The sequence below is a fragment of the Pedobacter anseongensis genome, from assembly GCF_037482965.1.
Classification (GTDB): Bacteria; Bacteroidota; Bacteroidia; order Sphingobacteriales; family Sphingobacteriaceae; genus Pedobacter; species Pedobacter anseongensis.
The window spans coordinates 1-21,443 of record NZ_JBBHKB010000005.1 but is presented as its reverse complement, the minus strand read 5'-3'; the positions used below and the strand labels follow the sequence as shown (position 1 = coordinate 21,443).

The 21,443-nt window shown below is 37.3% G+C and carries 19 protein-coding genes; 7 read left to right on the top strand and 12 right to left on the bottom strand.

Annotated elements, in window-relative coordinates; translation table 11 throughout:
• Window positions 1-344 precede the first annotated feature (344 nt).
• On the bottom strand, window positions 345-3,326 hold the full coding sequence (locus WG904_RS16945; protein WP_339580531.1) for a glycoside hydrolase domain-containing protein: 2,982 nt from the start codon (window positions 3,324-3,326) through the stop codon (window positions 345-347).
• Window positions 3,327-3,449: 123 nt separating this feature from the next.
• Here WG904_RS16945 and WG904_RS16940 point away from each other — a divergent pair, with 123 nt between their 5' ends.
• On the top strand, window positions 3,450-4,364 hold the full coding sequence (locus tag WG904_RS16940) for a YihY/virulence factor BrkB family protein (RefSeq protein WP_339580530.1): 915 nt from the start codon (window positions 3,450-3,452) through the stop codon (window positions 4,362-4,364).
• Between the two features lie 2 nt (window positions 4,365-4,366).
• Here the strand turns inward: WG904_RS16940 and WG904_RS16935 are convergent, their stop codons facing one another.
• On the bottom strand, window positions 4,367-4,645 hold the full coding sequence (locus tag WG904_RS16935) for a hypothetical protein (RefSeq protein WP_339580529.1): 279 nt from the start codon (window positions 4,643-4,645) through the stop codon (window positions 4,367-4,369).
• A gap of 105 nt (window positions 4,646-4,750) precedes the next feature.
• Window positions 4,751-5,347 carry a porin family protein gene (locus tag WG904_RS16930; protein ID WP_339580528.1) on the bottom strand — a complete coding sequence of 199 codons (597 nt, stop codon included), beginning with the start codon at window positions 5,345-5,347 and terminating at the stop codon, window positions 4,751-4,753.
• 121 nt (window positions 5,348-5,468) lie between these two features.
• On the opposite strand from WG904_RS16930, the gene WG904_RS16925 reads away from it, so the two are divergent.
• On the top strand, window positions 5,469-7,235 hold the full coding sequence (locus WG904_RS16925; RefSeq protein WP_339580527.1) for a sensor histidine kinase: 1,767 nt from the start codon (window positions 5,469-5,471) through the stop codon (window positions 7,233-7,235).
• On the opposite strand, the gene WG904_RS16920 is transcribed toward WG904_RS16925, so the two are convergent.
• A complete protein-coding gene (locus tag WG904_RS16920) occupies window positions 7,232-7,531 on the bottom strand; it encodes a hypothetical protein (protein ID WP_339580526.1) in 300 nt (99 codons plus the stop codon). The genes WG904_RS16925 and WG904_RS16920 overlap by 4 nt on opposite strands.
• Before the next feature lie 130 nt (window positions 7,532-7,661).
• Between WG904_RS16920 and WG904_RS16915 the strand changes: the two genes are divergently transcribed.
• Window positions 7,662-8,834 carry a tetratricopeptide repeat protein gene (locus tag WG904_RS16915; RefSeq protein WP_339580525.1) on the top strand — a complete coding sequence of 391 codons (1,173 nt, stop codon included), beginning with the start codon at window positions 7,662-7,664 and terminating at the stop codon, window positions 8,832-8,834.
• A gap of 29 nt (window positions 8,835-8,863) precedes the next feature.
• On the opposite strand, the gene WG904_RS16910 is transcribed toward WG904_RS16915, so the two are convergent.
• Genes WG904_RS16910 through WG904_RS19670 form a run of 5 tightly spaced genes read right to left on the bottom strand, consistent with a single transcriptional unit; the run spans window position 8,864 to window position 12,793 of the window.
• A complete protein-coding gene (locus WG904_RS16910; protein ID WP_339580524.1) occupies window positions 8,864-9,325 on the bottom strand; it encodes a DUF4268 domain-containing protein in 462 nt (153 codons plus the stop codon).
• 10 nt (window positions 9,326-9,335) lie between these two features.
• Window positions 9,336-9,926 (bottom strand): riboflavin synthase, encoded by a 591-nt coding sequence (locus tag WG904_RS16905; RefSeq protein WP_339580523.1) that lies wholly within the window; start codon window positions 9,924-9,926, stop codon window positions 9,336-9,338.
• 4 nt (window positions 9,927-9,930) lie between these two features.
• Complete coding sequence (accC, locus tag WG904_RS16900) at window positions 9,931-11,463, bottom strand: acetyl-CoA carboxylase biotin carboxylase subunit (RefSeq protein ID WP_339580522.1); 1,533 nt, start codon at window positions 11,461-11,463, stop codon at window positions 9,931-9,933.
• A gap of 11 nt (window positions 11,464-11,474) precedes the next feature.
• Window positions 11,475-12,533: a threonine aldolase family protein gene (locus WG904_RS16895; RefSeq protein WP_339580521.1), complete on the bottom strand. Its 1,059-nt coding sequence runs from the start codon at window positions 12,531-12,533 to the stop codon at window positions 11,475-11,477.
• Window positions 12,534-12,571: 38 nt separating this feature from the next.
• Entirely contained in the window at window positions 12,572-12,793 is a 222-nt protein-coding gene (locus WG904_RS19670; protein ID WP_431844435.1) for a GxxExxY protein, read from the bottom strand.
• A 553-nt stretch (window positions 12,794-13,346) separates the two neighbouring features.
• On the opposite strand from WG904_RS19670, the gene WG904_RS16890 reads away from it, so the two are divergent.
• Window positions 13,347-14,198 (top strand): N-acetylglucosamine kinase, encoded by an 852-nt coding sequence (locus WG904_RS16890; protein ID WP_339580520.1) that lies wholly within the window; start codon window positions 13,347-13,349, stop codon window positions 14,196-14,198.
• 95 nt (window positions 14,199-14,293) lie between these two features.
• Here WG904_RS16890 and WG904_RS16885 read toward each other — a convergent pair whose 3' ends face one another.
• From WG904_RS16885 to WG904_RS16875, 3 genes are all read right to left on the bottom strand, one after another.
• Window positions 14,294-15,631 carry a TldD/PmbA family protein gene (locus WG904_RS16885; protein ID WP_339580519.1) on the bottom strand — a complete coding sequence of 446 codons (1,338 nt, stop codon included), beginning with the start codon at window positions 15,629-15,631 and terminating at the stop codon, window positions 14,294-14,296.
• Between the two features lie 5 nt (window positions 15,632-15,636).
• Window positions 15,637-17,277, bottom strand: coding sequence for a TldD/PmbA family protein (locus WG904_RS16880; RefSeq protein WP_339580518.1), 1,641 nt, complete (start codon window positions 17,275-17,277; stop codon window positions 15,637-15,639).
• Between the two features lie 353 nt (window positions 17,278-17,630).
• Complete coding sequence (locus WG904_RS16875; protein ID WP_339580517.1) at window positions 17,631-18,320, bottom strand: NUDIX hydrolase; 690 nt, start codon at window positions 18,318-18,320, stop codon at window positions 17,631-17,633.
• A gap of 186 nt (window positions 18,321-18,506) precedes the next feature.
• Here WG904_RS16875 and pfkA point away from each other — a divergent pair, with 186 nt between their 5' ends.
• The 3 genes from pfkA to gap are packed head-to-tail and all read left to right on the top strand — an operon-like array spanning window position 18,507 to window position 21,342.
• Window positions 18,507-19,493 (top strand): 6-phosphofructokinase, encoded by a 987-nt coding sequence (pfkA, locus tag WG904_RS16870; RefSeq protein ID WP_339580516.1) that lies wholly within the window; start codon window positions 18,507-18,509, stop codon window positions 19,491-19,493.
• Window positions 19,490-20,332, top strand: coding sequence for a hypothetical protein (locus WG904_RS16865; RefSeq protein WP_339580515.1), 843 nt, complete (start codon window positions 19,490-19,492; stop codon window positions 20,330-20,332). Before pfkA ends, WG904_RS16865 begins: the two co-directional genes overlap by 4 nt.
• A 5-nt stretch (window positions 20,333-20,337) precedes the next feature.
• On the top strand, window positions 20,338-21,342 hold the full coding sequence (gene gap, locus WG904_RS16860) for a type I glyceraldehyde-3-phosphate dehydrogenase (RefSeq protein WP_339580514.1): 1,005 nt from the start codon (window positions 20,338-20,340) through the stop codon (window positions 21,340-21,342).
• The last annotated feature ends 101 nt before the right edge of the window (window positions 21,343-21,443 follow it).

Genomic DNA, 21,443 nt, shown 5'->3' with positions numbered 1-21,443 from the left:
CAGCAATGATTGTTCTGAAAAAATTATTCATATGTAGATTATGTTGTTTTCAATTGTCATATGGAATACGCCATGTATCTTCATTTGTGTTTGTGCGTTTCGGCACATGGCTATTTCATATGTAGATTATATTGTTTTCAATTGTCATATGGAATACGCCATGTACCTTTATTTGCGTTTGTATGTTTTGGAACATGGCTATTCATAAATTTAGATTTTAGATATAACCATTAAAAAGGTAAAAAGTTTATGAAATGTAAAATGTGCCACGCATTTTTAGCAGTTTCAAAAAAGCCTTTGGTAAACGTTAAATTGTTAGCTAACTGATGAATTTGAGGAGAAAATTACTTCTCCTTAATTATAACCAGTAGGCCTTTACCTTTAGCAATCCCAATTTCTTGCTGCGAAGTTAAGCTCGCCCCCTCTTGAAAATTTTTAATTTGGGGTATGGTGATCACTGCCTTTGCTGGGTCGATCCCTAGTTTTTTCCAATCAATAATTAATTTAATCGACTCATCTTTATCTGCCCAACTCGCAATGGCTACTAAGACTGCCCCAGGTTTTTTATACACTGTAGCTAAAATTTCGGCATTTCCAGTCTTAATTCCACTGTTTTCAGACCAGTATCCAAACATTTTAGTGCCTTTCATGCCAAAGCTGTCCCAAATCTTCCAAAGTGGAGTGGGATCGTTATTGCCCGACCACGGTAGGCGATTTGTCATTCCAAATACCATTCCTCGCCATTGGTTACCTCCATCTTGTAGCATTTCGCCCATCAGTCCAAAAGGAATGCCACTTACCTCAGTGAGATAAAAATCTGGTTTACTTTTTTCATAATCGAAATATTCGCCAAACCATAATCTATTAAGGTAAGGGAAATGTTCCATATAAAGGTTTGCACTATTATTAAAACCATCACTTTTATTATATTGGTTTGCAGAGTGCAAATCTATAATGCCAGGGCGACCATTTTGTGTTAACACGCGCTTAACTCTTTTCATGGTTATTCGATCAAATGCTACATCATCGAGATAAATACCATCGATACCTACATTTTTGGTTAGCCAATTCATGCCTTCCACATAGTAATTATGCCAACGGCTCATTCCACTATTTACAATGGCGGCATCCTTAATTTCAGGAACAAACCAAGCAGCAATATAATCTTCTTTTATGTGCTCCTGTAACCACGAAAAACCTCCGCCTTTGCCTGGCGAATAAATTTCATGCCCCAAACTTCTCATTGGAAAAGTCTCGTATGCACGATTAGACAATTCACGCACCGTGTTATAAATTTTCACTTTTAAACCTTTTTTATGCGCCTCGTCTATATAGTTTTTCATTTTAACATGCTCGATAAATGGATAATTAATCCACGGATTTATCGGTGTTGCATGATGAATATTCACTACCGTTGCGCCTGTTGCTTTGATGCTATCGATGCTATTATATTTATGATAAAAACGATTTCCCCATTGAAAGTCGGTATTAATGGTATGAAATGGAGTGATTAAAAGCGTAAAATTATAATACAGCACATCACCTTTGTTCATTTTGCGTTCGCCGGTATAATTATTTACCAACATGGAGCTCCCTTTAATTCCGATGGTTACTCCGCCCTTATTTTCATTGCCCCATGATGTTGGCAATACCAAGGGTTTTTGGAGGTAAAAATTAGTATTTAACGGTCTAACATAATGCTCGTCTCGCAAGCTGTATTGTAGCCCAGCATTTATATTACCTAACCATGCACCATCTTGATTTTTATTAGCTACATCCCATTTCCAGTCTACCTTTTCAGGTCGTTCGCCTCCTTTTAATCCAAAACCCATCATATACTTAGCGGCAGTAGGATTAAAAGGGATGTGCATAGTTACATCTTTAAAATCAACATCCTTTAGTGCGGTAACCTTTACGTTGTACACTAAAAAACCATCAAATTCTAAGGTTCCAGTAACATCCATCACTAAGCTGTCGTTTGCATTTTTACTTATCCACTGCACCGTTCCAGGTTCCTTTTTTATAAATTGAACTCCGCCATCTTTTAGAACAGTGTTTTTACCATCTGCCTTTCGCACAAAGTGGAAGTGAATATTCTCGTATAACACATTGTTTGGTGTGGTGGTATAGTCTGTCATTTCTGGACTAAAAAATGTTTGAATTTGTTTAGGGAAGCCATTTTTATCCAATATTACCTTTCTACCCAACAAACTAATGGTGTTGTCTTGAATTTGTAGCGGAGTATAGGGCGCAATAACGGTGTTTTTTTGAGCTAGGGTAGAATTTAGCCAGGTTAGTCTCGTTTGTTTCCAAGGCTCATTAATGCCATTTTCCTTGCTCAGTTTGGGGTCGATCGTTATGCTTAGCTTAATAGTTTGAGCAGGAGCATTAGCCACATTAACCATCACAGTTCCAGTATATTTTCCTGCTAAAGTTGCATTGGGTACATTGAGCAAGCACCAAAGGGCTTGAACTTTATTTGAAGGTACATTTACCACTTTAGTTAACCTATTCCCGTCGTAAGCGATACCACTAGTATTTAAGCAGGATATTAAATTAGAAGAAATTTTATGTCCGCTCTGATCTTTTAAGTCACTAAACTTCAAGGTTACATGCTCCAAATCCTTTAACGCATAAATTCCTAGCTGAAATGAGAAGTTTTCCCCTCTTAATGCTTTATCGCTAAATGTTTTTTTTACGCCATTTATAATCCACCTCTGAGGGATATCATTTTGCATCACGATCGGATAATTTCTGCTTTCCGGAAAAACCAGATATGCAGGCTCAGCATATTTTGCTTTCAGTTTCTTAACCTCATCAGCAGTTGCGATCACCTCCATTGGATAAACACTATTAAAAGCATTTATGGATTGAATTTCTACCACTTTTGTGTTTATTGGGATACGATTAGCATTCGCAAGGCTTGTCTTTTGTTGTTTTACATAAACACCTTTGGGATAATTAGATCGTCCTTCATTTTTATAGGGTTCATAATACGCATAATACATGCCTGCCCCTCCTTCTGCCTCAAAGCAAAATACTCCCTCCTCTTTAGTAATGGATAAGGGGTAAACTTTACTCATTAGTTTACCCGTTTTAGCATCCTGAACAATAATTGCCTTGTCTTCTGGATAAGGGTCGCTTCTACGCCAGGTTATGCTTACTTTCGCTAATTTTGTTGAACCAAGAAAGCTGATTACTGCTCGGTGATTACCCAGCGAATCTGCATTCCAGCCATTATTACTTGCTACATATTTTAACTCTTGCGCATAGCCGGTAACCATTAATTGCAAAAGCAAGCCCATTGTAAATAGAAGTTTCCTCATCGATTTTATTAAATACATTAGGACAGTAAATTTAATTTTTTTATTTATTGTTTAACCATTGTTTATCATAAGATTCGGTTATACGATAATTTTGTTAATTTTGGTCGAGTTTAAATGCCTAACATGTACGAAAAAGTAATAAATAGAACGAAATCATTTTTCAAACATTTAAAAATTGCCTTTAAGCTATTTCAAAAAAACGATCCTTTGCGCTTAGCGGGTGCGACTGCTTTTTTTGCCAATTTTGCCCTCCCCCCCATTTTATTAATTTTAATTCGCTTATTTGGATTTTTCGTAGACCGACGAACGTTTGCTACACGACTTTTTGAAAGGCTATCGGGAATCTTAGACGATAGTAGCATTACACAGATTAGGCAAGTTTTAAGGAATATAAGGGGTGCCGATTCTAATTGGTGGGCAACAATTTTGAGTTTTGTGTTTTTTATGTTCGTAGCCACAACGTTGTTCGGGGTGATTAAAAATTCGCTCGATCAGATCTGGAGTATCGGAATGAACGAAAAAATGGGCATTTTATTTAATCTAAAATTAAGAGGTAGATCGATGATTATCATCTTACTTGCTGGTCTCTTATTTTTTGTTGGCTTGATAACCGATAGTATTCAAGCATTTATTGGCATTTATCTTAATCCCGCAGCGCCAACATTCGGAAAAATTTTTTTATCTATATTAAACGAATTGCTTTTTATAGCTATCGTAACCAGTTGGTTTGCCGTGTTGTTCCGCTTTTTAACCAATGGTAGGCCAAACTGGAAAATAGCTATAAAAGGTGGATTATTAACTGGTATTTTATTTACGCTTGGTAAACATATTTTACGAGTTATGCTTCCGCTAAGCAATATTGGAACCATTTATGGAGCTTCAGGATCGATCGTATTAATTATGCTCTTTGTTTTCTATTCTTCTTTCATCTTTTATTTTGGTGCATGCTTCGTAAAAGTACTTAGCGATACTGGCAAAAAGCATATAAGACCCATAAAAGGGGCATTCCTTTATGAGTTAAAAGAAGTTATAAAATAAAGTTAGGTAGTACGCAAATCGATTTGTTCAAATCCTTGCATTTCAAAAATAGCAAGCTTATTTAAGCTATTAAGATGCAATACGCCAAAGAAATTGAATACTCCATTTTTTCCTTTTCCTTCAATACAAATGTTCTCTTTTAAAATTTCCTTCTGTGCTAAATTTTGGTCATTCAAGAGTACGTTTTCGTCCTGAATATTTACATCATTTGCTTCAATTGAAAATTCTTTCAAAAGCGCTAAAAAGCTCTGACCGTTTAAAAGTAATTCTTTGATGTTCATAAGGCTTAGGTTTTAAGATACTTAAATTGAACATCAAATTTGAGACCAAAAAAAAGATCTCGGAGGTTTTCAAAACCCTACGAGATCCTGTTCAAGCCAAAAAAACTAAAATATTCTAAACCCTACTCCTATTGTGAATAAATTTAACTTTGTAGTAGGGTATCCTGCGGCTGAATTAATTTCAGATAATCCGTATTCGTATCTTCCATCAATATTTAATTTACCAATATCTAAGCCAACACCAGCTTGCCAAGCCAACGTTGCATCTTTAAATTTGCCTTTAAACGCAGCTGAAGCTGCTTGTGGGAAATCTTGTTGTTCATTTAACATAAATGTAAACACAGGACCTGTATTTAACCGAACACCAAAACCTGCTGCTCCAATTTTAGTTCCCACCAAAACCGGCAGATCTAAACTGGTAAATTTTACACTGTTGGTTTGGGTTTGACCGGTAACTGTAACCAAATTTGAGTTCTTGCCAGATAAGTATAATTCTGGTTGTAAAAATATACCTGCCCCACCAATTCTTGCCCAAATACCACCATAATACCCACCTTTGTTGTCGCTATCAAAGGTATTCTCTGTTTTAAATTTGGCTAAATTCATACCTCCTTTAATCCCTAATTGGAATGTAGGTAAACCTTGACTGAAAACATAAAAGCTCGACAAGGTGAACATTATTGACAATACAATTTTTTTCATAACTATTAATTAATTTATCTAAAAATAAGTATATTTTTTATTGAAAGCTAAATTATGTAGTTTTATGGCCGACCTTGACGAAATTCTGGATCAACACTATTAGCTATATGACCGCTCTGTAATGAATTTTACGTTCAATATTTATGCCATAGTTCTACTAATCTGTGGGTCGATTACAATTGCATTAGCTTGCTTTATCTTCAGAAAGGGTGGTAATGCGGTGCGTTGGTTCAGCTTAATGATGGCCTCGAATGCGATTTGGTCTATTGCCTATGGTTTCGAATTAGCAAGTAGCGATATTTCCCAAATTAAAATGCTGTTGAATATCGAGTATATTGGCATTGCTACTGTACCCTTAAACTGGTTCTTATTTTGTCTTCATTTTAGTGGAAAAGAATGTTGGTATAAAAAGCCTTTCAATCTGATCGCCATCCTAATTGTTCCAGTATTTACCATTTTAGCCGTTTGGACGAATTCTTATCATCATTTACATTATGCGAGTTACCGGATGGCCACCAATACGCCATTTCCCATGATCGATCTTACTCCTGGTATTTGGTATCGAATATTTACCATTTATTTTTACCTAATAATGGCTTGTGGTTGTTATTTATTGGCCATAAAATTCCGAATCTCAGATCCTATTTTCAGGAAACAGAACTACAGTTTAATTATCGCAGCAGCTATACCTTGGATTGCGAATGTTGCCTATCTTCTCGGCATCCGGCCTTTAGGATACATTGATGTTACACCTTTCGCATTTATCATTACCACCTTTTTAATTTTAATGGGCATTTATCGATTTAAGTTATTCGATATTATTCCACTTGCACGCGAAAAGGTTTTGGAATTAATGAGCGACGGCTTTTTTGTACTCGATAAAGATTTTAGAATTATCGATTATAATCCGTCGATAAAAGCCTACATCAATTACACTGATAAGATGAAACTAATTGGGATTGGATTAGACGAGCTTTTTCCTAATCAACCTAATTTTTTAACCATGTTAAAAACACGAAATCCAGGCAAAATAGAATTGGAAGTTTTTATCAGGGACCAGCATTTATTTCTTGAAGCTGATATTTTATTTTTAAATGATAATAAAATAAATAATGATTTTAGCATCATTAAGCTACAGGATTTAACTGCCTATAAAAAAGAGGCCATCCGATCAAGAGAACAGGCAATGGAACTAGAACGTTTAAACCAACTTAAAGACCGGATATTTTCTATTATTGCACACGATTTGAGAGGCCCTCTGGTTAATCTTTCGGAGGTGTTAAAAATGATTGCAAACGACCAGATTAGCAGCGAAGAATTTAAAAATCTTTCACCAACCTTGAGTAAAGATATTATTTATACCACCGATCTTTTAGAGAATATTCTTCATTGGTCACGCAGTCAGTTAAAGGGATATGGCATAAAAAAAGAGCCATTTAACCTTCGAAACTTAATTATCAACGAAATCAATTATCATCTACCGGCTGCTAATCTCAAGAAAATTGTGATTATACATGATGTATTTCCGGGTGAGATGGCCTATGCCGATATGTTAATGATCCAGATTGTAATTCGAAATATCATCAACAATGCAATTAAATTTTGCAACGAAGGTTGTGAAATTCATATTACGGCCGTTTATCAAAAAGAGAACAACATTCTAGTCTGCATCCAAGATAACGGCATAGGCATTCCAAAAAGTGTGCTAAATAAACTTTTTAAAGACGAAAACATTACCACCAGAGGCACTTTAAACGAAAAAGGGACTGGATTAGGTTTACTGGTGTGTAAAGACTTTATGAAGCGTAACGATGGCAACATTACGGTAAGCAGCACAGAAGGAAAGGGCGCAAAATTTTGCATAACTATCCCTGTAGGAACCTCCTAGTGGCCAGTTACCTCGTCAATAGCCTGCTGCTCTTTTAAGGCGTCAACATTATTCTTGTTTCCAAAATTTTGGGTTTTATCGGCAAAATAAGCCAATATATCGGTTATTGTATCCAAGTTATCTGCCACTCTTTGATGCATGTCGGGCAAATCTTTGTCCAATTTTTTATCGCCAAGCTCTATATTGTCGACCTCTATTTTACCAATCTTCTGAATAATTGCTTGTTGCGAGTGTTGTAAGTCGACCAATTCTCTTACAATTTTCTCCATTAACTCAAATTTCTTTAACGTATCCATATTTTATAAAATTTTAATTTGCTAGTGTTTACACATAATGAACCAACAGTTACCTTAAAAGTTTTAATTAATTGAATTTACATTTGGACAATTCACAAATAACTAATAATTTAGTTTAAAATTATGTGACATGAAGAGTTTGATTACGTTCATCCTATTTACAATTTTTTATCAGCATGCCCATGCTCAAACCGTAATTAATTACGACAAAGAAAAACTTCTCGAATTCTATCAGTCACAGCGGTATGCCGATGCCGCAGAATACCTCCAAGGTATTTATCCGGAAGAAATACAAGATGTTAAAGTACTTCAACAAATTGCGTACTGCTTTATGATGGCAGGAAAATTACCCGAGGCTGAAAAAAACTATCTCAAGATCATCAATCAACAACCAACTTCCATTCCTGTACTTTTTAGCTTAGCAAATATTAACATCAGAAGGGGAAATGATACAAATGCAAAGCTGTATTTAGAAAATATCATAACCCTGGATAGCTCAAACTTTAACGCCTACAAGCAACTAGCGGGATTGTACCATGGTGAGGTGGATAGTCAAAAAGTGCTTTATTTACAAAAGGCTAACAAACTTAATCCTATCGAAGCAGATGTTGCTATTAACTTATCGAGCGCTTATAGAAGATTAAAAAAATATGAGCCTGCGTATGAAATTCTTGCGCTGGCAATCGAAGCCGATACTGGCAATTTTACTTTGCAACAAGTGAAGTTACCCATTGCTATTCAACTTAAGAAGTTTAAAGAGGTAATCACAACAGGCGAGAAACTTTTACAACAGGGAGATGATGAAAATGTGCTTAAAGACGTAGGTATGGCCTATTATTACCTTAAGAATTATGAAAAAGCAATCGAATATTTCAAAAAATTAGAGGGCTTGAAAGCTCAAAATGAGAGCACTTTATATTATACCTCACTAAGCTATCGAAATCTTGAAAATTTTAAACAAGCTGCTGAATACGCAAAAAAAACTATAAATGAAGGGATATCGCCTTATACACCAATTTATTATCAACTATTAGGGGGTATTTATGAAGTTAATAACCAACCTAACACAGCTATTTCAGCCTATAAAAAAGGACTAACATTCGGTGCTAATGGCAGTATCTATTATCGTTTAGGAATACTGTATGATACGAAATTGAATCAGAAGAAAACGGCATTACTTAATTACAAGCTTTACCTAAAAAGCAAACCCGATGCGATTGTAGAAAAAGCGGAGATTACTTATGTAAAACAACGGATTGTAGCATTAGGTGGTTCAAAGTCGGAAAGTCCGAAAGTCCAATAAATCTTCCAGACCGGCTGCCTTCACCACTGTTAACCAATAGCTTCAAAAGCAGGCTTTACATCAACCCAAAACTGATCTAATGCAACTATTCGAGGTTTCAAAAAAGAAATTAAAGTAGGCCAATGCGCTTGATCAAAAATATTCACTGGCTTTAGCGTTTTAGAAATTCGACTAAAAGAATTACCCTGCTCATTAATCGAATCTTGTTCCCATACCCATTCCTCGCCTATCGAGTTATCAAACAATAATTTAAAAGCGCAAAACTGCTCAAAATATACCTTTCTAATTTCCGAATTAGAATGAGTGATTTCTATTGATATTACTGCCTCTTTTTGCGTAACATCCATGCGAAAAAACACTTGTTTTAGACCTGTCTTATAGTTTACCCAGTTAATTGGCAAACCTTCTGCTGAAGGGATGGGCTTCATATACTTGCCAAAGGTGATCCAAAATTGATGGCGAAGTTTTGATGCTTCTTCTTTGCTGTACATGTTTACCTAATTACATGCTAGGCCTCATCAGCCTTGCCACATATTTCCCAATAATATCGAACTCAAGGTTAACCGTATCCCCTGCTTTTACCTGATGGAGGTTCGTGTGCTCGTGCGTATAAGGGATAATAAAGACCGAAAATTCATCACGTGCTGAATTCACAACTGTTAAACTAATGCCATTTACACAAATCGACCCCTTTTCTACCGTCACATTTCCAACATTCGGATCGTACTTAAAACGGTATTCCCAACTCCCATTTAGCTCGTTTACTCCTATACAAATTGCCGTTTGATCTACATGGCCTTGAACCATGTGGCCATCTAAACGTGCATTCATTTGCATACAACGCTCTAGATTTACCTTATCGGCTACTTTTAACTGTCCTAGGCTACTTTTTTCCAGTGTTTCTGCTATGGCTGTTACTTTATGACTATCCTCATCAACCCCCACAACAGTTAAGCAAACTCCATTATGGGCAACGCTTTGATCAATTTTTAGTTCTTTGCTAATTACAGATGAAATTGTAAAATGCACATTACTTTCCTCAACCTCAATGCTTTTAACTTCGCCAAGTGTTTCAATTATTCCTGTAAACATTAATTTAATATTGTTTTCTATTTTTAATCCAGTTGTTTTGTGTTGTTGCTGCAAAGGTAGACGAATCGACTTTTTGGTTTTTCAATAAGAGTACAGTGGTTATAGCTGCAAGAAGTGCTTCTTCTTCATTTTCATTTTTTAAGCTATCGGCATTAAAATATTTATTTACAAAATGCGTATCGAATTTACCCGAAATAAATGCATTGTGCTGCATTACAAATTTACCAAAGCTTAAGGTGGTTTGTATTCCGGTAATGCCATATTCGTCTATCGCCCTAATCATTCTTTCAATGGCTTCCTCCCTATTTGCACCATAGGTGATTAGTTTAGCAATCATGGGGTCGTAATAAATGGGTATTTCCATTCCTTCTTCAAAACCATCATCCACTCGAATACCATTTCCCTTTGGGGTTTTATAGGTTTGTAAAATGCCTATATCGGGTAAAAAGTTATTTAACGGATCTTCGGCATATACTCTAAGTTCTATGGCGTGACCGCTAATTTTTAAATCTTCTTGCTTGAATGAAAGCACTTCGCCACTTGCAATTTTTAGTTGCTCTTTTACCAAGTCGAGCCCCGTAATCATTTCTGTAACGGGATGTTCTACCTGCAAACGGGTATTCATCTCTAAAAAGAAAAAATCGAGATTTTCGTCCAATATAAACTCTACAGTTCCTGCACCCACGTAGTCTACTGCCCGTGCAACATCAACTGCACACTTACCCATTTTTTCTCTAATTTCTTCTGTTAATACCGACGATGGTGCCTCTTCCACTACTTTTTGATGTCGACGTTGAACCGAACATTCACGTTCAAAAAGATGGACAATATTTCCATGTGTATCGCCCAAAACCTGTATTTCGATGTGTCGAGGCGACGTCACGTAACGCTCTATAAATACTGCCCCATCGCCAAAGGCCGAGGTTGCTTCGCTAACGGCCAAATGCATTTGTTCTTCAAAATCATCTGCTTTTTCTACAATCCTCATCCCCTTACCTCCGCCACCTGCGGCAGCTTTAATCAATATCGGAAAGCCTACTTCTACTGCTCTCTTTTTGGCTTCTTCTATATCGGTTATTGCTTCTTCGGTTCCCGGAACCATTGGAATATCGTACTTTAGGGCTGCAGCTTTGGCTGATAATTTATTACCCATAATTTCCATTGCTTCGGGAGTTGGGCCAACTAAGATTAATCCTGCTGCCTTAACTTCACGTGCAAATGCAGCGTTCTCCGATAAAAATCCGTAGCCAGGATGAATGGCTTGGGCACCGGTTTGTTTGCACGCTTCAATAATTTTGCTCCCTACTAAATACGATTGATTGGAGGCCGCTGGACCTATGCAAATCGCTTCATCAGCATAACGCACATGCAAAGCGGTACGATCTGCTTCAGAATAAACAGCCACTGTTCTAATTCCCATTTCGCGGGCTGAACGCATAATTCTCAAGGCAATTTCACCGCGATTGGCAACAAGGAGTTTTGAAATAGTAGATGTGAGACTGGGGTTGGGAGTTAGGCGTTGGGAGTTGGTTGGCATATTTTTCAATTCTAGTACAAATTCGAAATCGCTTCCATAGTTTGGTCCACCATGCTCGATGAAACATCCAAATGTGTTACAAATCTAATGGTTTGCGACGAAGTAGTGTTACATAAAATGCCTTTTTGTTCGAGTTGCCTTACTACATTATCGGCACTTATGCCCTTTCTTACATCAAATAGCACAATATTGGTTTCTACTGGCATTACCGAACTTACAAAGCTTGCAGTAGTTAAGCTATCGGCAAGTGCCTTTGCATGCTGGTGATCTTCTGTAAGTCTGTTTACATGATGATCGAGGGCATATATTCCTGCCGCGGCTAAAAAACCGGCCTGGCGCATGCCACCGCCTAAAACCTTTCTTATTTTGCGTGCTTTTTTAATTGTTTCTTTTGAAGCTAAAAACACGGAGCCAATCGGAGCGCCAAGTCCTTTCGATAAGCATACTGAAATGCCATCAAAATATTTGCCATAAACAGAAGCTTTATCGCCCGTGGTCACTAACGCATTAAATATTCGAGCACCATCCAAATGCAGTTTAATGCCCTTTATTGCACATAGATGATGGATTGGCTCAATATCGCTCAAACGATAGCACTTTCCTCCGCCTTTGTTTACCGTATTTTCTAAAACTACCAAACTCGAATTTGGATAATGAACATTATCAGCATTAATTTCAGGTTCAATTAATTCTGGTGTTAAAATACCTCGTTCGCCATACAATAAGCGCACTGAAGCTAAAGAATTATACGCAATACCACCCCCTTCATAGCGGTAAACATGTGCCGTTTGGTCGCAAATTACCTCATCCATCGGTTGTGTAAAGCACTTTATGGCAATTTGATTGCTCATGGTGCCCGACGGACAAAACATTGCGGCTTCCATGTTAAATAGTTGCGCCAACTTTTCTTCTAATGCATTTACAGTTTCATCTTCCCCGAAAACATCGTCGCCAACTTTAGCGCTCATCATGGCATCGAGCATACCAGGTGTTGGTTTGGTAACAGTATCGCTTCTATAATCTATTTTGTTCATTTTTAACGTATAATATTCAACATTTTTTAACTTCATCTATGTTTTTCAACATTAAGAAATTAAATCTATTAGTTTCAGTCTTCTAGCATACTAAAGTATACATTTGCAAGTGGCTTCATCGACTTAACTATGTTATCAACCGTTTTTAACTCAACAACAATTAAATCATTTACCAACAAATCTAACTTCAATTTGGTATTTATTTGCAAATTATCATAAAATACAGGAACGTTCAATTGTTTTTTTACGAAGAAACCATTTTTAATTAATTCATATGTAGATAATGTTGTTTTCAATTGTCATATGGAATACGCCATGTACCTTCATTTGTGTTTGCGTTTCGGCACATGGCTATTTCATAATAAAAGCATTTCTCATAAACACTTTCTCATAGGCCTGAACCTAAAGCTTTATGTACTTTAATTACATATCCTGTAACCTTATAAGATAATTGCGTAACTTCCCTTTTAGTCATATTGCATTATGATAATAGTTTTAATAAAAACAACAGGGATTCATTAACCAGATTTAAAGGGAAAAAATATCTTAATATTCTTAATCCTTTAATGTTTCAAGAATAAAAGGATTAAATTATTGGTAAGACTTCATTTTTTATCATTTAGTTTATCCGCTACTTCTCTCCTCATACCAATTACAAAAATGGTCTTATTTCACCCTTCTTGGTGTATAAAATACACTTTCTAAAAATTTCTGTTTTTCTGCCTTTACGATATTGTTTACTGTAAATTGAAGATTAAGAAATAAAAAACTAAAAATTAATTTTTTATTTCAAAAAACCCACATATATTGGTAGACTTTTTATTTAATATCAAACCTAAAAAACCAAAAATGATTGTTATTGCAGATGGTGGATCGACCAAAACGAACTGGTGCCTCATAAACGAGGCAGGCCGGAAAATTCATTTTAACACTGAGGGCTATAATCCATATTTTGTGGATAGTGATTATATTGAAAATTCATTGAAAACTTCATTGCCCGACCATCTTGAAGCGGAAAGATTAACAGAGGTTTACTATTATGGTGCGGGTTGTTCTACCGATGCGAAAAGGAAAGTAGTAGCAGATGGTATGCAAAAAATATTTCTAAATGCTCAGATTATTATCGGACACGATTTATTGGCATCTTGCCGTGCTTTATTAGGTGATAACGAGGGTTTTGCCGCTATTTTGGGCACAGGAACAAACACCTGTTTATATGACGGCACCGATATTTCACTAAATATCGATTCATTAGGTTATTTTTTAGGTGACGAAGGAAGTGGAAGTTACCTTGGTAAAAGAATACTGGCCGATTACATGAAAGGGTATATGCCTAAAGGCTTAAGAGAAAGCTTTTATGATAATTATGCCCTAACAAACGAAGATATTTTCGATCATATTTATAATAAACCTTTACCTAACCGTTTCTGTGCTAGTTTTAGTAAATTCATTTACGATTATAAAGAAACGTACGAAGATTATACCAATTCGGTAGTGGACTATGGCTTTACTGCATTTTTCGAAAACCTAGTTATCCATTATCCAAATTATAAAAATTACGAATTAAATTGTGTAGGCTCTGTTGGCTACAGTTTTAGAGATATTTTAAGCCTTGTTGCCGATCGTTATGAGATGGGTGTTGGCAAAATCATCCGCTCACCAATAGACGATCTTGTAGAGTATCATTTAAGTAAAAGATAAACACAATAACAAGCGCATTTTATTTTACCACATAGGCACATAGATAACATAGCTTAAATTTTCTATGTGTGCTATGTATCTATGTGGTTAATGAGTTAAACAGCATCTGATAGCGATGTAAACGTAAACTCTTTTATTTTTAAAGGCGGCAGCAAATAATTTGTATCCGACTCTGCACTAACTGTACGCTCCGATTGACCAATTTCTTCCAAGTTATTTAGCATAATGATCGGACTTTCATTAAAACGGAAATTTTTAATCGGAAACTTAATTTCACCATTTTCGATGTAAAAGGTACCATCACGTGTTAGTCCCGTAAGCAATAACGTTTGCGGATCAACCGAGCGAATATACCATAAACGCGTAACCAATATCCCCTTTTCGGTGCCCTTAATTAGTTCTTCCAATGTTTTTGTTCCCCCCAGCATAATGGCTCCATCGGGTGATGGGATCGACTTAATGCCAGTTTTTTGCGCCCAATATCTTGAAGTGTATAAATTCTTCACTACCCCTTTTTCAATCCAATTTATCTTTTGTTGAGGCCTGCCATCTCCCGACCATGTTGAGGTTGGAAGTTCAGCATTCCAGGGATCTGAATAGATGTTAACCCTTTCATCAAGCAATTGCTCGCCTACTTTTGTTTTGCCTCCAGGCTTGCTCATCGAGCTTCTACCCTCGTCGGCCTGCCGTGCATCCATATCGAAAAAAAGATTTTCTAACATCACCGCCACTGCGGTTGGCTCCAGAATAACCGTATATTTACCTGGTTCAATTGCTTTTGCGGTTACCGAAGCCAAAGCCTTTTTTGCGGCAATTGCAGTATCGGCTTTGGCATTCAAATTTTTAAAATCATTATAGCCTTTGGTAGCGTAACCGGAGCCTTTCCCATCCTCAGTACGCAAGGTTACATTAAAAGCAACGTTGGTTGATTTATTATAAGCAAATAAGCCTTTGCTGTTCATCATCGCCGAAAAGGCCACACTATTAGACAGAAAACCTGCAGCTGTTAATTTATTTTCTTTTGAAGTGGTTAAACTTCCTTGCACCGCATCAGCTCTTTCTTTTGCGCCCATTGCAGCGGTAGATTCTGAAAAAGTTGGCGAATCTGGTCCATATTCCTGTGGACCTAAAAACGGCATAAACTCTGGGTTCTCCGGAGCCAATTGGGCCAATTCTTCTGATCTACGCACTACCTTTTCTAAAGAAGCTTCATCAAATTCATTAATGGTTGCAACACCCATTTTTTTCCCGAATGCGGATGACACGACCATGCTATTAACAGTAATTCCTCCACTTGTAGAAACTGAATTTCGTGCATAACGAATATTACCGCTATCAGATCCTCCTAAATTTATTTCGCATTGCTCTGCTTTTGAGAAGCTAAGTGCCTTTGTTAAAAGCGCTTTAGCTTGTTCTTTAGTTAAAATTGCCATAATTTCTATCCGATTTTTCTAGCTGTGTTAATTACATTCACTTTATTAAAACGAGCAGTAGCCGAGCCATGAGATACAGCGCTCGACTGGCTTGGCTGCCCTTTACCATCGAAAAACGAGCCCCCTAAACGATAATCGCGCTCATCGCAAACTGCAGCACATGAATTCCAAAATTCCTGAGTGTTAGCCTGATAAGCCACATCCTTTAGCATCCCTACAATTTTGCCTTCTTTAATCTCATAATAAAGCTGGCCACCGAATTGAAAATTATAACGTTGTTGATCGATAGAGAAAGAACCATCGCCTACAATATAAATTCCCTTTTCAACATTCTTTATCTGATCGTCTATTGTAAGTGGCTGCTTGCCCGGTTGCAATGAAATGTTTGCCATGCGCTGAAACTGTACGCTGCTCCAATTATCGGCATAGCAACACCCTTGCGAATGGTCTAATCCCACAATGTGCGCTTGATCTCTGATGGCTTGATAATTTACCAAAATACCTTCCTTAATCACGTCCCATTTTCCACATTTTACACCCTCATCGTCATAACCAACCGCACCTAAAGAACCCTCTTCAGTTTTATCAGCCGTAATATTTACTTCCTTACTGCCATAATTGAATTTCTTCGATTCCCATTTATCTAAGGTTAAGAAGCTTGTTCCCGCGAAGTTTGCTTCATATCCTAAGACACGGTCGAGTTCGGTTGGATGGCCACACGATTCGTGAATGGTTAGCCACAGGTGTGATGGATCTAACACTAAGTCGTACTTTCCAGGTTCTACCGATTTGGCTTTCATTTTTTCGGCAACCTGTTTAGCCGCTTGCTTTGCATCTTCGAGCATATCGTATCGACCTTTATATAGGGTGCCGGATGGTGATTGAATCTTGTCTTCGGGCCGGGCGTTTAAATACTCGTATCCTTTTCCACTTGGTGCGCTTAATGCATTTCTGGTTTCAAATTTTCCGGTTGCTTTATCGATTTTGGTGATGAAAAATGTTGGCCAGATGCGATGAATATCTTGATCGATATAGGATCCATCGGTAGAAGCAAAATACTTTTGTTCGTTTACCATAAACAGGATAGAATTAACGTAATCTGCACCACCCTTCATGGCTGCATCATTAACCGATAGCAATAAATCTACCTTTTCTTTGATCGGAACCTCAAATGCGTTTTTCTCAATTGGCGCTTTCCAACTTACTTCTCCATAGCCTTTTTGAGGTGCTAGTTTTACGGGCTCTAATTGTAAACGGGCATTTTCTTTCGCAATAGCTACCGCTAGTTCTGCAGCTTTGGCGATACTATCCTTATCCATTTTATCGGTAGCTGCGAAACCCCAGCACCCATTAGCAATTACTCTGATGCCTATGCCATAAGACTCGGTATTTACAATGTTTTGCACCTTATCTTCGCGAGTAACTACAAATTGGTTGAGGTAGCGACCAACACGAACATCGGTATAGGTTGCGCCTTTTGTACGTGCCGCATTTAAGGCAACATCAGCCATTATTTTTTTTACGGCAGGGTCGATATATTCAAGCGATCGCTCAATGGGGATTTCGTTACCCATAACTGGAATAGCTGGAAGCATTGCCGCAGCAGCTCCGAGGCCAGTTAAATAAATAAAATTTCTACGTTTCAAGGATTTCGGTTTAAAGGTTAGCTAAATATAGGATTTTCTAAACTTTGTTTTGACACAAAGTTTAACAATCTTGAAGCACAGCGGAAAGCATGAATACCGACGAAAATATAAGTACTAATGAATAAATCAAGGCTCATTTTAAGTTCGGATAATACATTAATTGTTTTTTAACCACAAGATGAAGTCGCTTCGCTGAAAGGCTTCGCTTTACCATCTTGTTGATTTAAGTAAAATAGCAATCAAGTGAGCACAATTACCTACTCTCCTCCTTAAGATTCGAGGCCGTCCTATTGGACGCATACTTGTTTGGCGCTATGAACACTCCAAGCTTTCAACCTTACAACTTTACAACACTAAAAAGAAATCTCCTTACCAAATAACTTAGCGTACTTTCTTTTGTCGAACTTATAAAGGGTAGCGGCCCTGAACGAAACGCCTTTTTGCTTTTCGTCGAGTTCCTTTAACACACCGAAACTTAGGATTTTTTTCCGAAAGTTCCTTTTATCCAGTTTTTTACCCAAAATAAGCTCATACACATTCTGAACTTGCGTTAACGTAAACTTTTCTGGCAGCAACTCGAATGCAATAGGCAAGTGCTTAATACGTCGTTTAATTTTCTCTAATCCTTTATCAAAAATATGCTGATGGTCGAATGCTAGTTTTGGAAGTTCACGCACGTTAATCCACTGCGCTTTTTTAGCATAGGTAGTTAGTGGCTTTAAGGCTTTATCGCCACCTAAACGCAACATGGCATAGTAGGCAACCGTAATTACCCGGCCTTGTGGATGTCGGGTTACTTCGCCAAATGTATAATATTGTTCCATATATACATCGCTCAACCCTGTAAGCTCGTGCAAGATACGAGAGGCCGATTGGTCTACACTTTCATCTTCGCCAACCAAATTGCCAGGCAAAGCCCACCAATCTTTAAAAGGTTCTTCATTTCGTTCGATCAACAAGATTTTAAGCTCACCGCCATCAAAACCAAATAATACACAATCTATCGAAACTGCAGAGTTAAACTGAGGTAATACTTCTTTCAAAACATTATCATTTTATGAGGGCCTATCTAAAATTTATTTAATAATTCGTTCCATCAACTAAATTTGAACAGACTCTAAATATTTACAATTTTAGAACAAAAAAAATACACTTAGGGTGTTATTTCGTAAAAATAATGAAAAAAAATTACTTAGTGTAAAAAATACACACTATATTCGTATAACAAAATGGAACCAAATATTAGAAATATTGCTGTACTAACCTCAGGAGGAGATGCTCCCGGTATGAATGCATGCATCCGAGCTGTTATTCGAACAGGGATTTATCATGGAAAAAACATGTTTGGCGTAATGCAAGGTTATCAAGGATTAATCAATAATCACATAAACCCGATGGATTCCCGATCTGTAAGTAATATTTTACACTTGGGTGGCACAGTTTTAAAAACGGCCAGATGTTTAGAATTTAAGGAAGAAGAAGGCATGGCAAAAGCCTTCAAAAATTTGCAAGAAAAAGAAATAGACGGGCTAATTGTAATTGGGGGCGACGGTACCTTTACCGGGGCACGGCGCTTTGGCGCCAAATTCGGTATAAATGTAATTGGCATTCCTGGTACAATTGATAATGATTTATACGGGTCTGATTTTACATTGGGCTACGATACGGCAGTAAATACCATTATCGAAGCTATTGATAAAATTAGGGACACAGCAGATTCGCACGATCGATTGTTTTTTATCGAGGTAATGGGAAGAGATTCGGGCTGCATTGCCTTAAGAAGTGCAATAGCGAGCGGTGCTGAAGCGGTTTTATTACCAGAGAAAGAAACTTCACTCAAAGAATTAATTATAAAATTAAAAGAAGGTGCAACCACCAAAAAATCGTCGAGCATTGTAATTGTATCTGAGGGAAATAAATATGGCGGAGCATATGATATTGCGAAGGCGGTAAAGCGTAAGTTTACTTTTTACGATACCAAGGTTACCATTTTAGGGCATTTGCAGCGTGGAGGTAGCCCTAGTGGCTTCGATCGTATTTTGGGAAGTCGTCTAGGATTTGCCGCCGTAAATGAAATGCTAAAAGGTGCAACCATGCAAATGGTAGGGTTAAGAGGAAATGAAATTAAATTAACTAGCTTAGAGGAGGCTCTCCACGGACATCATTATAAATTGGAAGACGACTTATTAGAAATGACACACGTATTATCGATATGATTGCAGTGGTTTACAGTGGCTCGAAAAGTGCGTTCTGGAAGATCGCAACCAATGGAAAAACCATTGCAGAGTGCACTATGCCCGGTATTAATCCTTGTTTTAATGATCCAAAACATATTCTTTACCTGTTAGGAAAAAAAATTGAGCTAATTAATTACGCCGAAAAAATTAAGCAGATTTATGTTTTTGCAGCGGGAGCATCGGCACCTAACAAACAAAAAGAACTCGCCGATACCCTCAGCTTATTTTTCAAGAACAGCAAAATCACAGTTAAAGACGATCTTTTGGGTGCTTCGATTGCGGCTTGCTATAACGAAACCGGTATTGTAGGTATTTTAGGGAGCGGATCGAATTGTGCGTATTACGATGGCAAAACTCACGAACAAAATAACTATGGCTTAGGCTTTATTTTGGGCGATGAAGGTTCTGCAAATTATTTAGGTAAAATTTTACTGAAAAAATACCTTGAAGATAGGATGCCTGATGACCTGAAGTTGAAGTTAGAGGAAAAATATAATGTAGACCGACCAATTATATTAGAAAGGGTATACAAGAAGCCAGGTGTTCAACAATATTTAAGTTCTTTCTTAGATTTTTATATCGAAAACAGAACGCATAAATATATTGTTCAACTCATCGACCAGGCCTTCGAAGCTTTTTTTAAAATATACCTCCTCCCCACTATGGTAAAGCACCCCAATAAGGATGTCCACTTTGTGGGAACCGTAGCTGGCAATTTTCAAGACCGGTTACGCACCATTGCACAAAAACACGATATTAATATTATTTCAATAACAAAAGAACCCATCTATAATTTACTAAATTATTATTCAAATTAAATAAAATGACTAAAGTAGGAATAAACGGATTTGGCCGTATCGGCAGACTAGTTTTTAGAGCTGCCTTAAAAAGAGGCCTTGATATTGTTGCCATCAACGATTTAATTGAGCCAGATTACATGGCTTATATGTTAAAATATGATTCTACCCATGGCCGTTTCGATGGCACCATCGAAGTAAAAGACGGACAACTGGTAGTGAACGGAAAAACCATTCGCATTACGGCAGAGCGCGACCCTGCAAATTTAAAATGGGGCGATGTAGGTGTTGATATCGTTATCGAATCGACCGGATTATTTTTAACTCGTGCCGATGCCGACAAACATATTGCAGCGGGTGCTAAAAAAGTAGTATTCTCCGCTCCTGCTAAGGATGCTGATATTCCAACCTATGTAATGGGTGTTAACCATCGCAAATTAACGGCCGATCAAACTATTGTTTCGAATGCATCGTGTACTACAAACTGCTTAGCACCTATTGCGAAAGTTTTAAACGATAATTTCGGTATTGTAGAAGGCTTGATGAGTACCATCCACGCTGTAACTGCAACACAAAAAACAGTAGATGGACCTTCTGTTAAAGACTGGAGAGGGGGCCGTGGGGGCTTCTCTAACATTATCCCTTCTTCTACAGGTGCTGCAAAAGCAGTAGGCATGGTTCTTCCAGAATTAAAAGGCAAGTTAACTGGTATGTCGTTCCGTGTTCCCGTTTCTGATGTTTCTGTGGTAGATTTAACTGCACGTTTGGAGAAACCAGCTACTTACGAGCAAATTAAAGCGGTAATGAAAAAAGCTTCTGAAGAGGGCGACCTGGTTGGTGTTTTAGGCTATACAGAAGACGAAGTAGTATCTACAGACTTCATTGGCAACGATCATGCCTCAATCTTTGACGCAGGCGCAGGTATTTCACTAAATGATAACTTTGTTAAAGTGGTATCTTGGTACGACAACGAATGGGGATATTCATCGGCATTAGCAAAGTTTGTAGAATATTATGGAACGGTTAAGTAATATTTAGTACTTAGTATTTAGTATATGGTACTTAGTATTTAGTACTTAGTATTTAGACTGGGTGCTTAGCATTATGTTATAAAGATTAGCCGCGAGTAAAT

Bases quoted from the DNA above. Each gene is read 5' to 3' on its own strand.
- WG904_RS16945 (WP_339580531.1), bottom strand. From the start codon at position 3,326: ATGAGGAAACTTCTATTTACAATGGGCTTGCTTTTGCAATTAATGGTT.
- WG904_RS16940 (WP_339580530.1), top strand. From the start codon at position 3,450: ATGTACGAAAAAGTAATAAATAGAACGAAATCATTTTTCAAACATTTA.
- WG904_RS16935 (WP_339580529.1), bottom strand. From the start codon at position 4,645: ATGAACATCAAAGAATTACTTTTAAACGGTCAGAGCTTTTTAGCGCTT.
- WG904_RS16930 (WP_339580528.1), bottom strand. From the start codon at position 5,347: ATGAAAAAAATTGTATTGTCAATAATGTTCACCTTGTCGAGCTTTTAT.
- WG904_RS16925 (WP_339580527.1), top strand. From the start codon at position 5,469: ATGAATTTTACGTTCAATATTTATGCCATAGTTCTACTAATCTGTGGG.
- WG904_RS16920 (WP_339580526.1), bottom strand. From the start codon at position 7,531: ATGGATACGTTAAAGAAATTTGAGTTAATGGAGAAAATTGTAAGAGAA.
- WG904_RS16915 (WP_339580525.1), top strand. From the start codon at position 7,662: ATGAAGAGTTTGATTACGTTCATCCTATTTACAATTTTTTATCAGCAT.
- WG904_RS16910 (WP_339580524.1), bottom strand. From the start codon at position 9,325: ATGTACAGCAAAGAAGAAGCATCAAAACTTCGCCATCAATTTTGGATC.
- WG904_RS16905 (WP_339580523.1), bottom strand. From the start codon at position 9,926: ATGTTTACAGGAATAATTGAAACACTTGGCGAAGTTAAAAGCATTGAG.
- accC (WP_339580522.1), bottom strand. From the start codon at position 11,463: ATGCCAACCAACTCCCAACGCCTAACTCCCAACCCCAGTCTCACATCT.
- WG904_RS16895 (WP_339580521.1), bottom strand. From the start codon at position 12,533: ATGAAGTTAAAAAATGTTGAATATTATACGTTAAAAATGAACAAAATA.
- WG904_RS16890 (WP_339580520.1), top strand. From the start codon at position 13,347: ATGATTGTTATTGCAGATGGTGGATCGACCAAAACGAACTGGTGCCTC.
- WG904_RS16885 (WP_339580519.1), bottom strand. From the start codon at position 15,631: ATGGCAATTTTAACTAAAGAACAAGCTAAAGCGCTTTTAACAAAGGCA.
- pfkA (WP_339580516.1), top strand. From the start codon at position 18,507: ATGGAACCAAATATTAGAAATATTGCTGTACTAACCTCAGGAGGAGAT.
- WG904_RS16865 (WP_339580515.1), top strand. From the start codon at position 19,490: ATGATTGCAGTGGTTTACAGTGGCTCGAAAAGTGCGTTCTGGAAGATC.
- gap (WP_339580514.1), top strand. From the start codon at position 20,338: ATGACTAAAGTAGGAATAAACGGATTTGGCCGTATCGGCAGACTAGTT.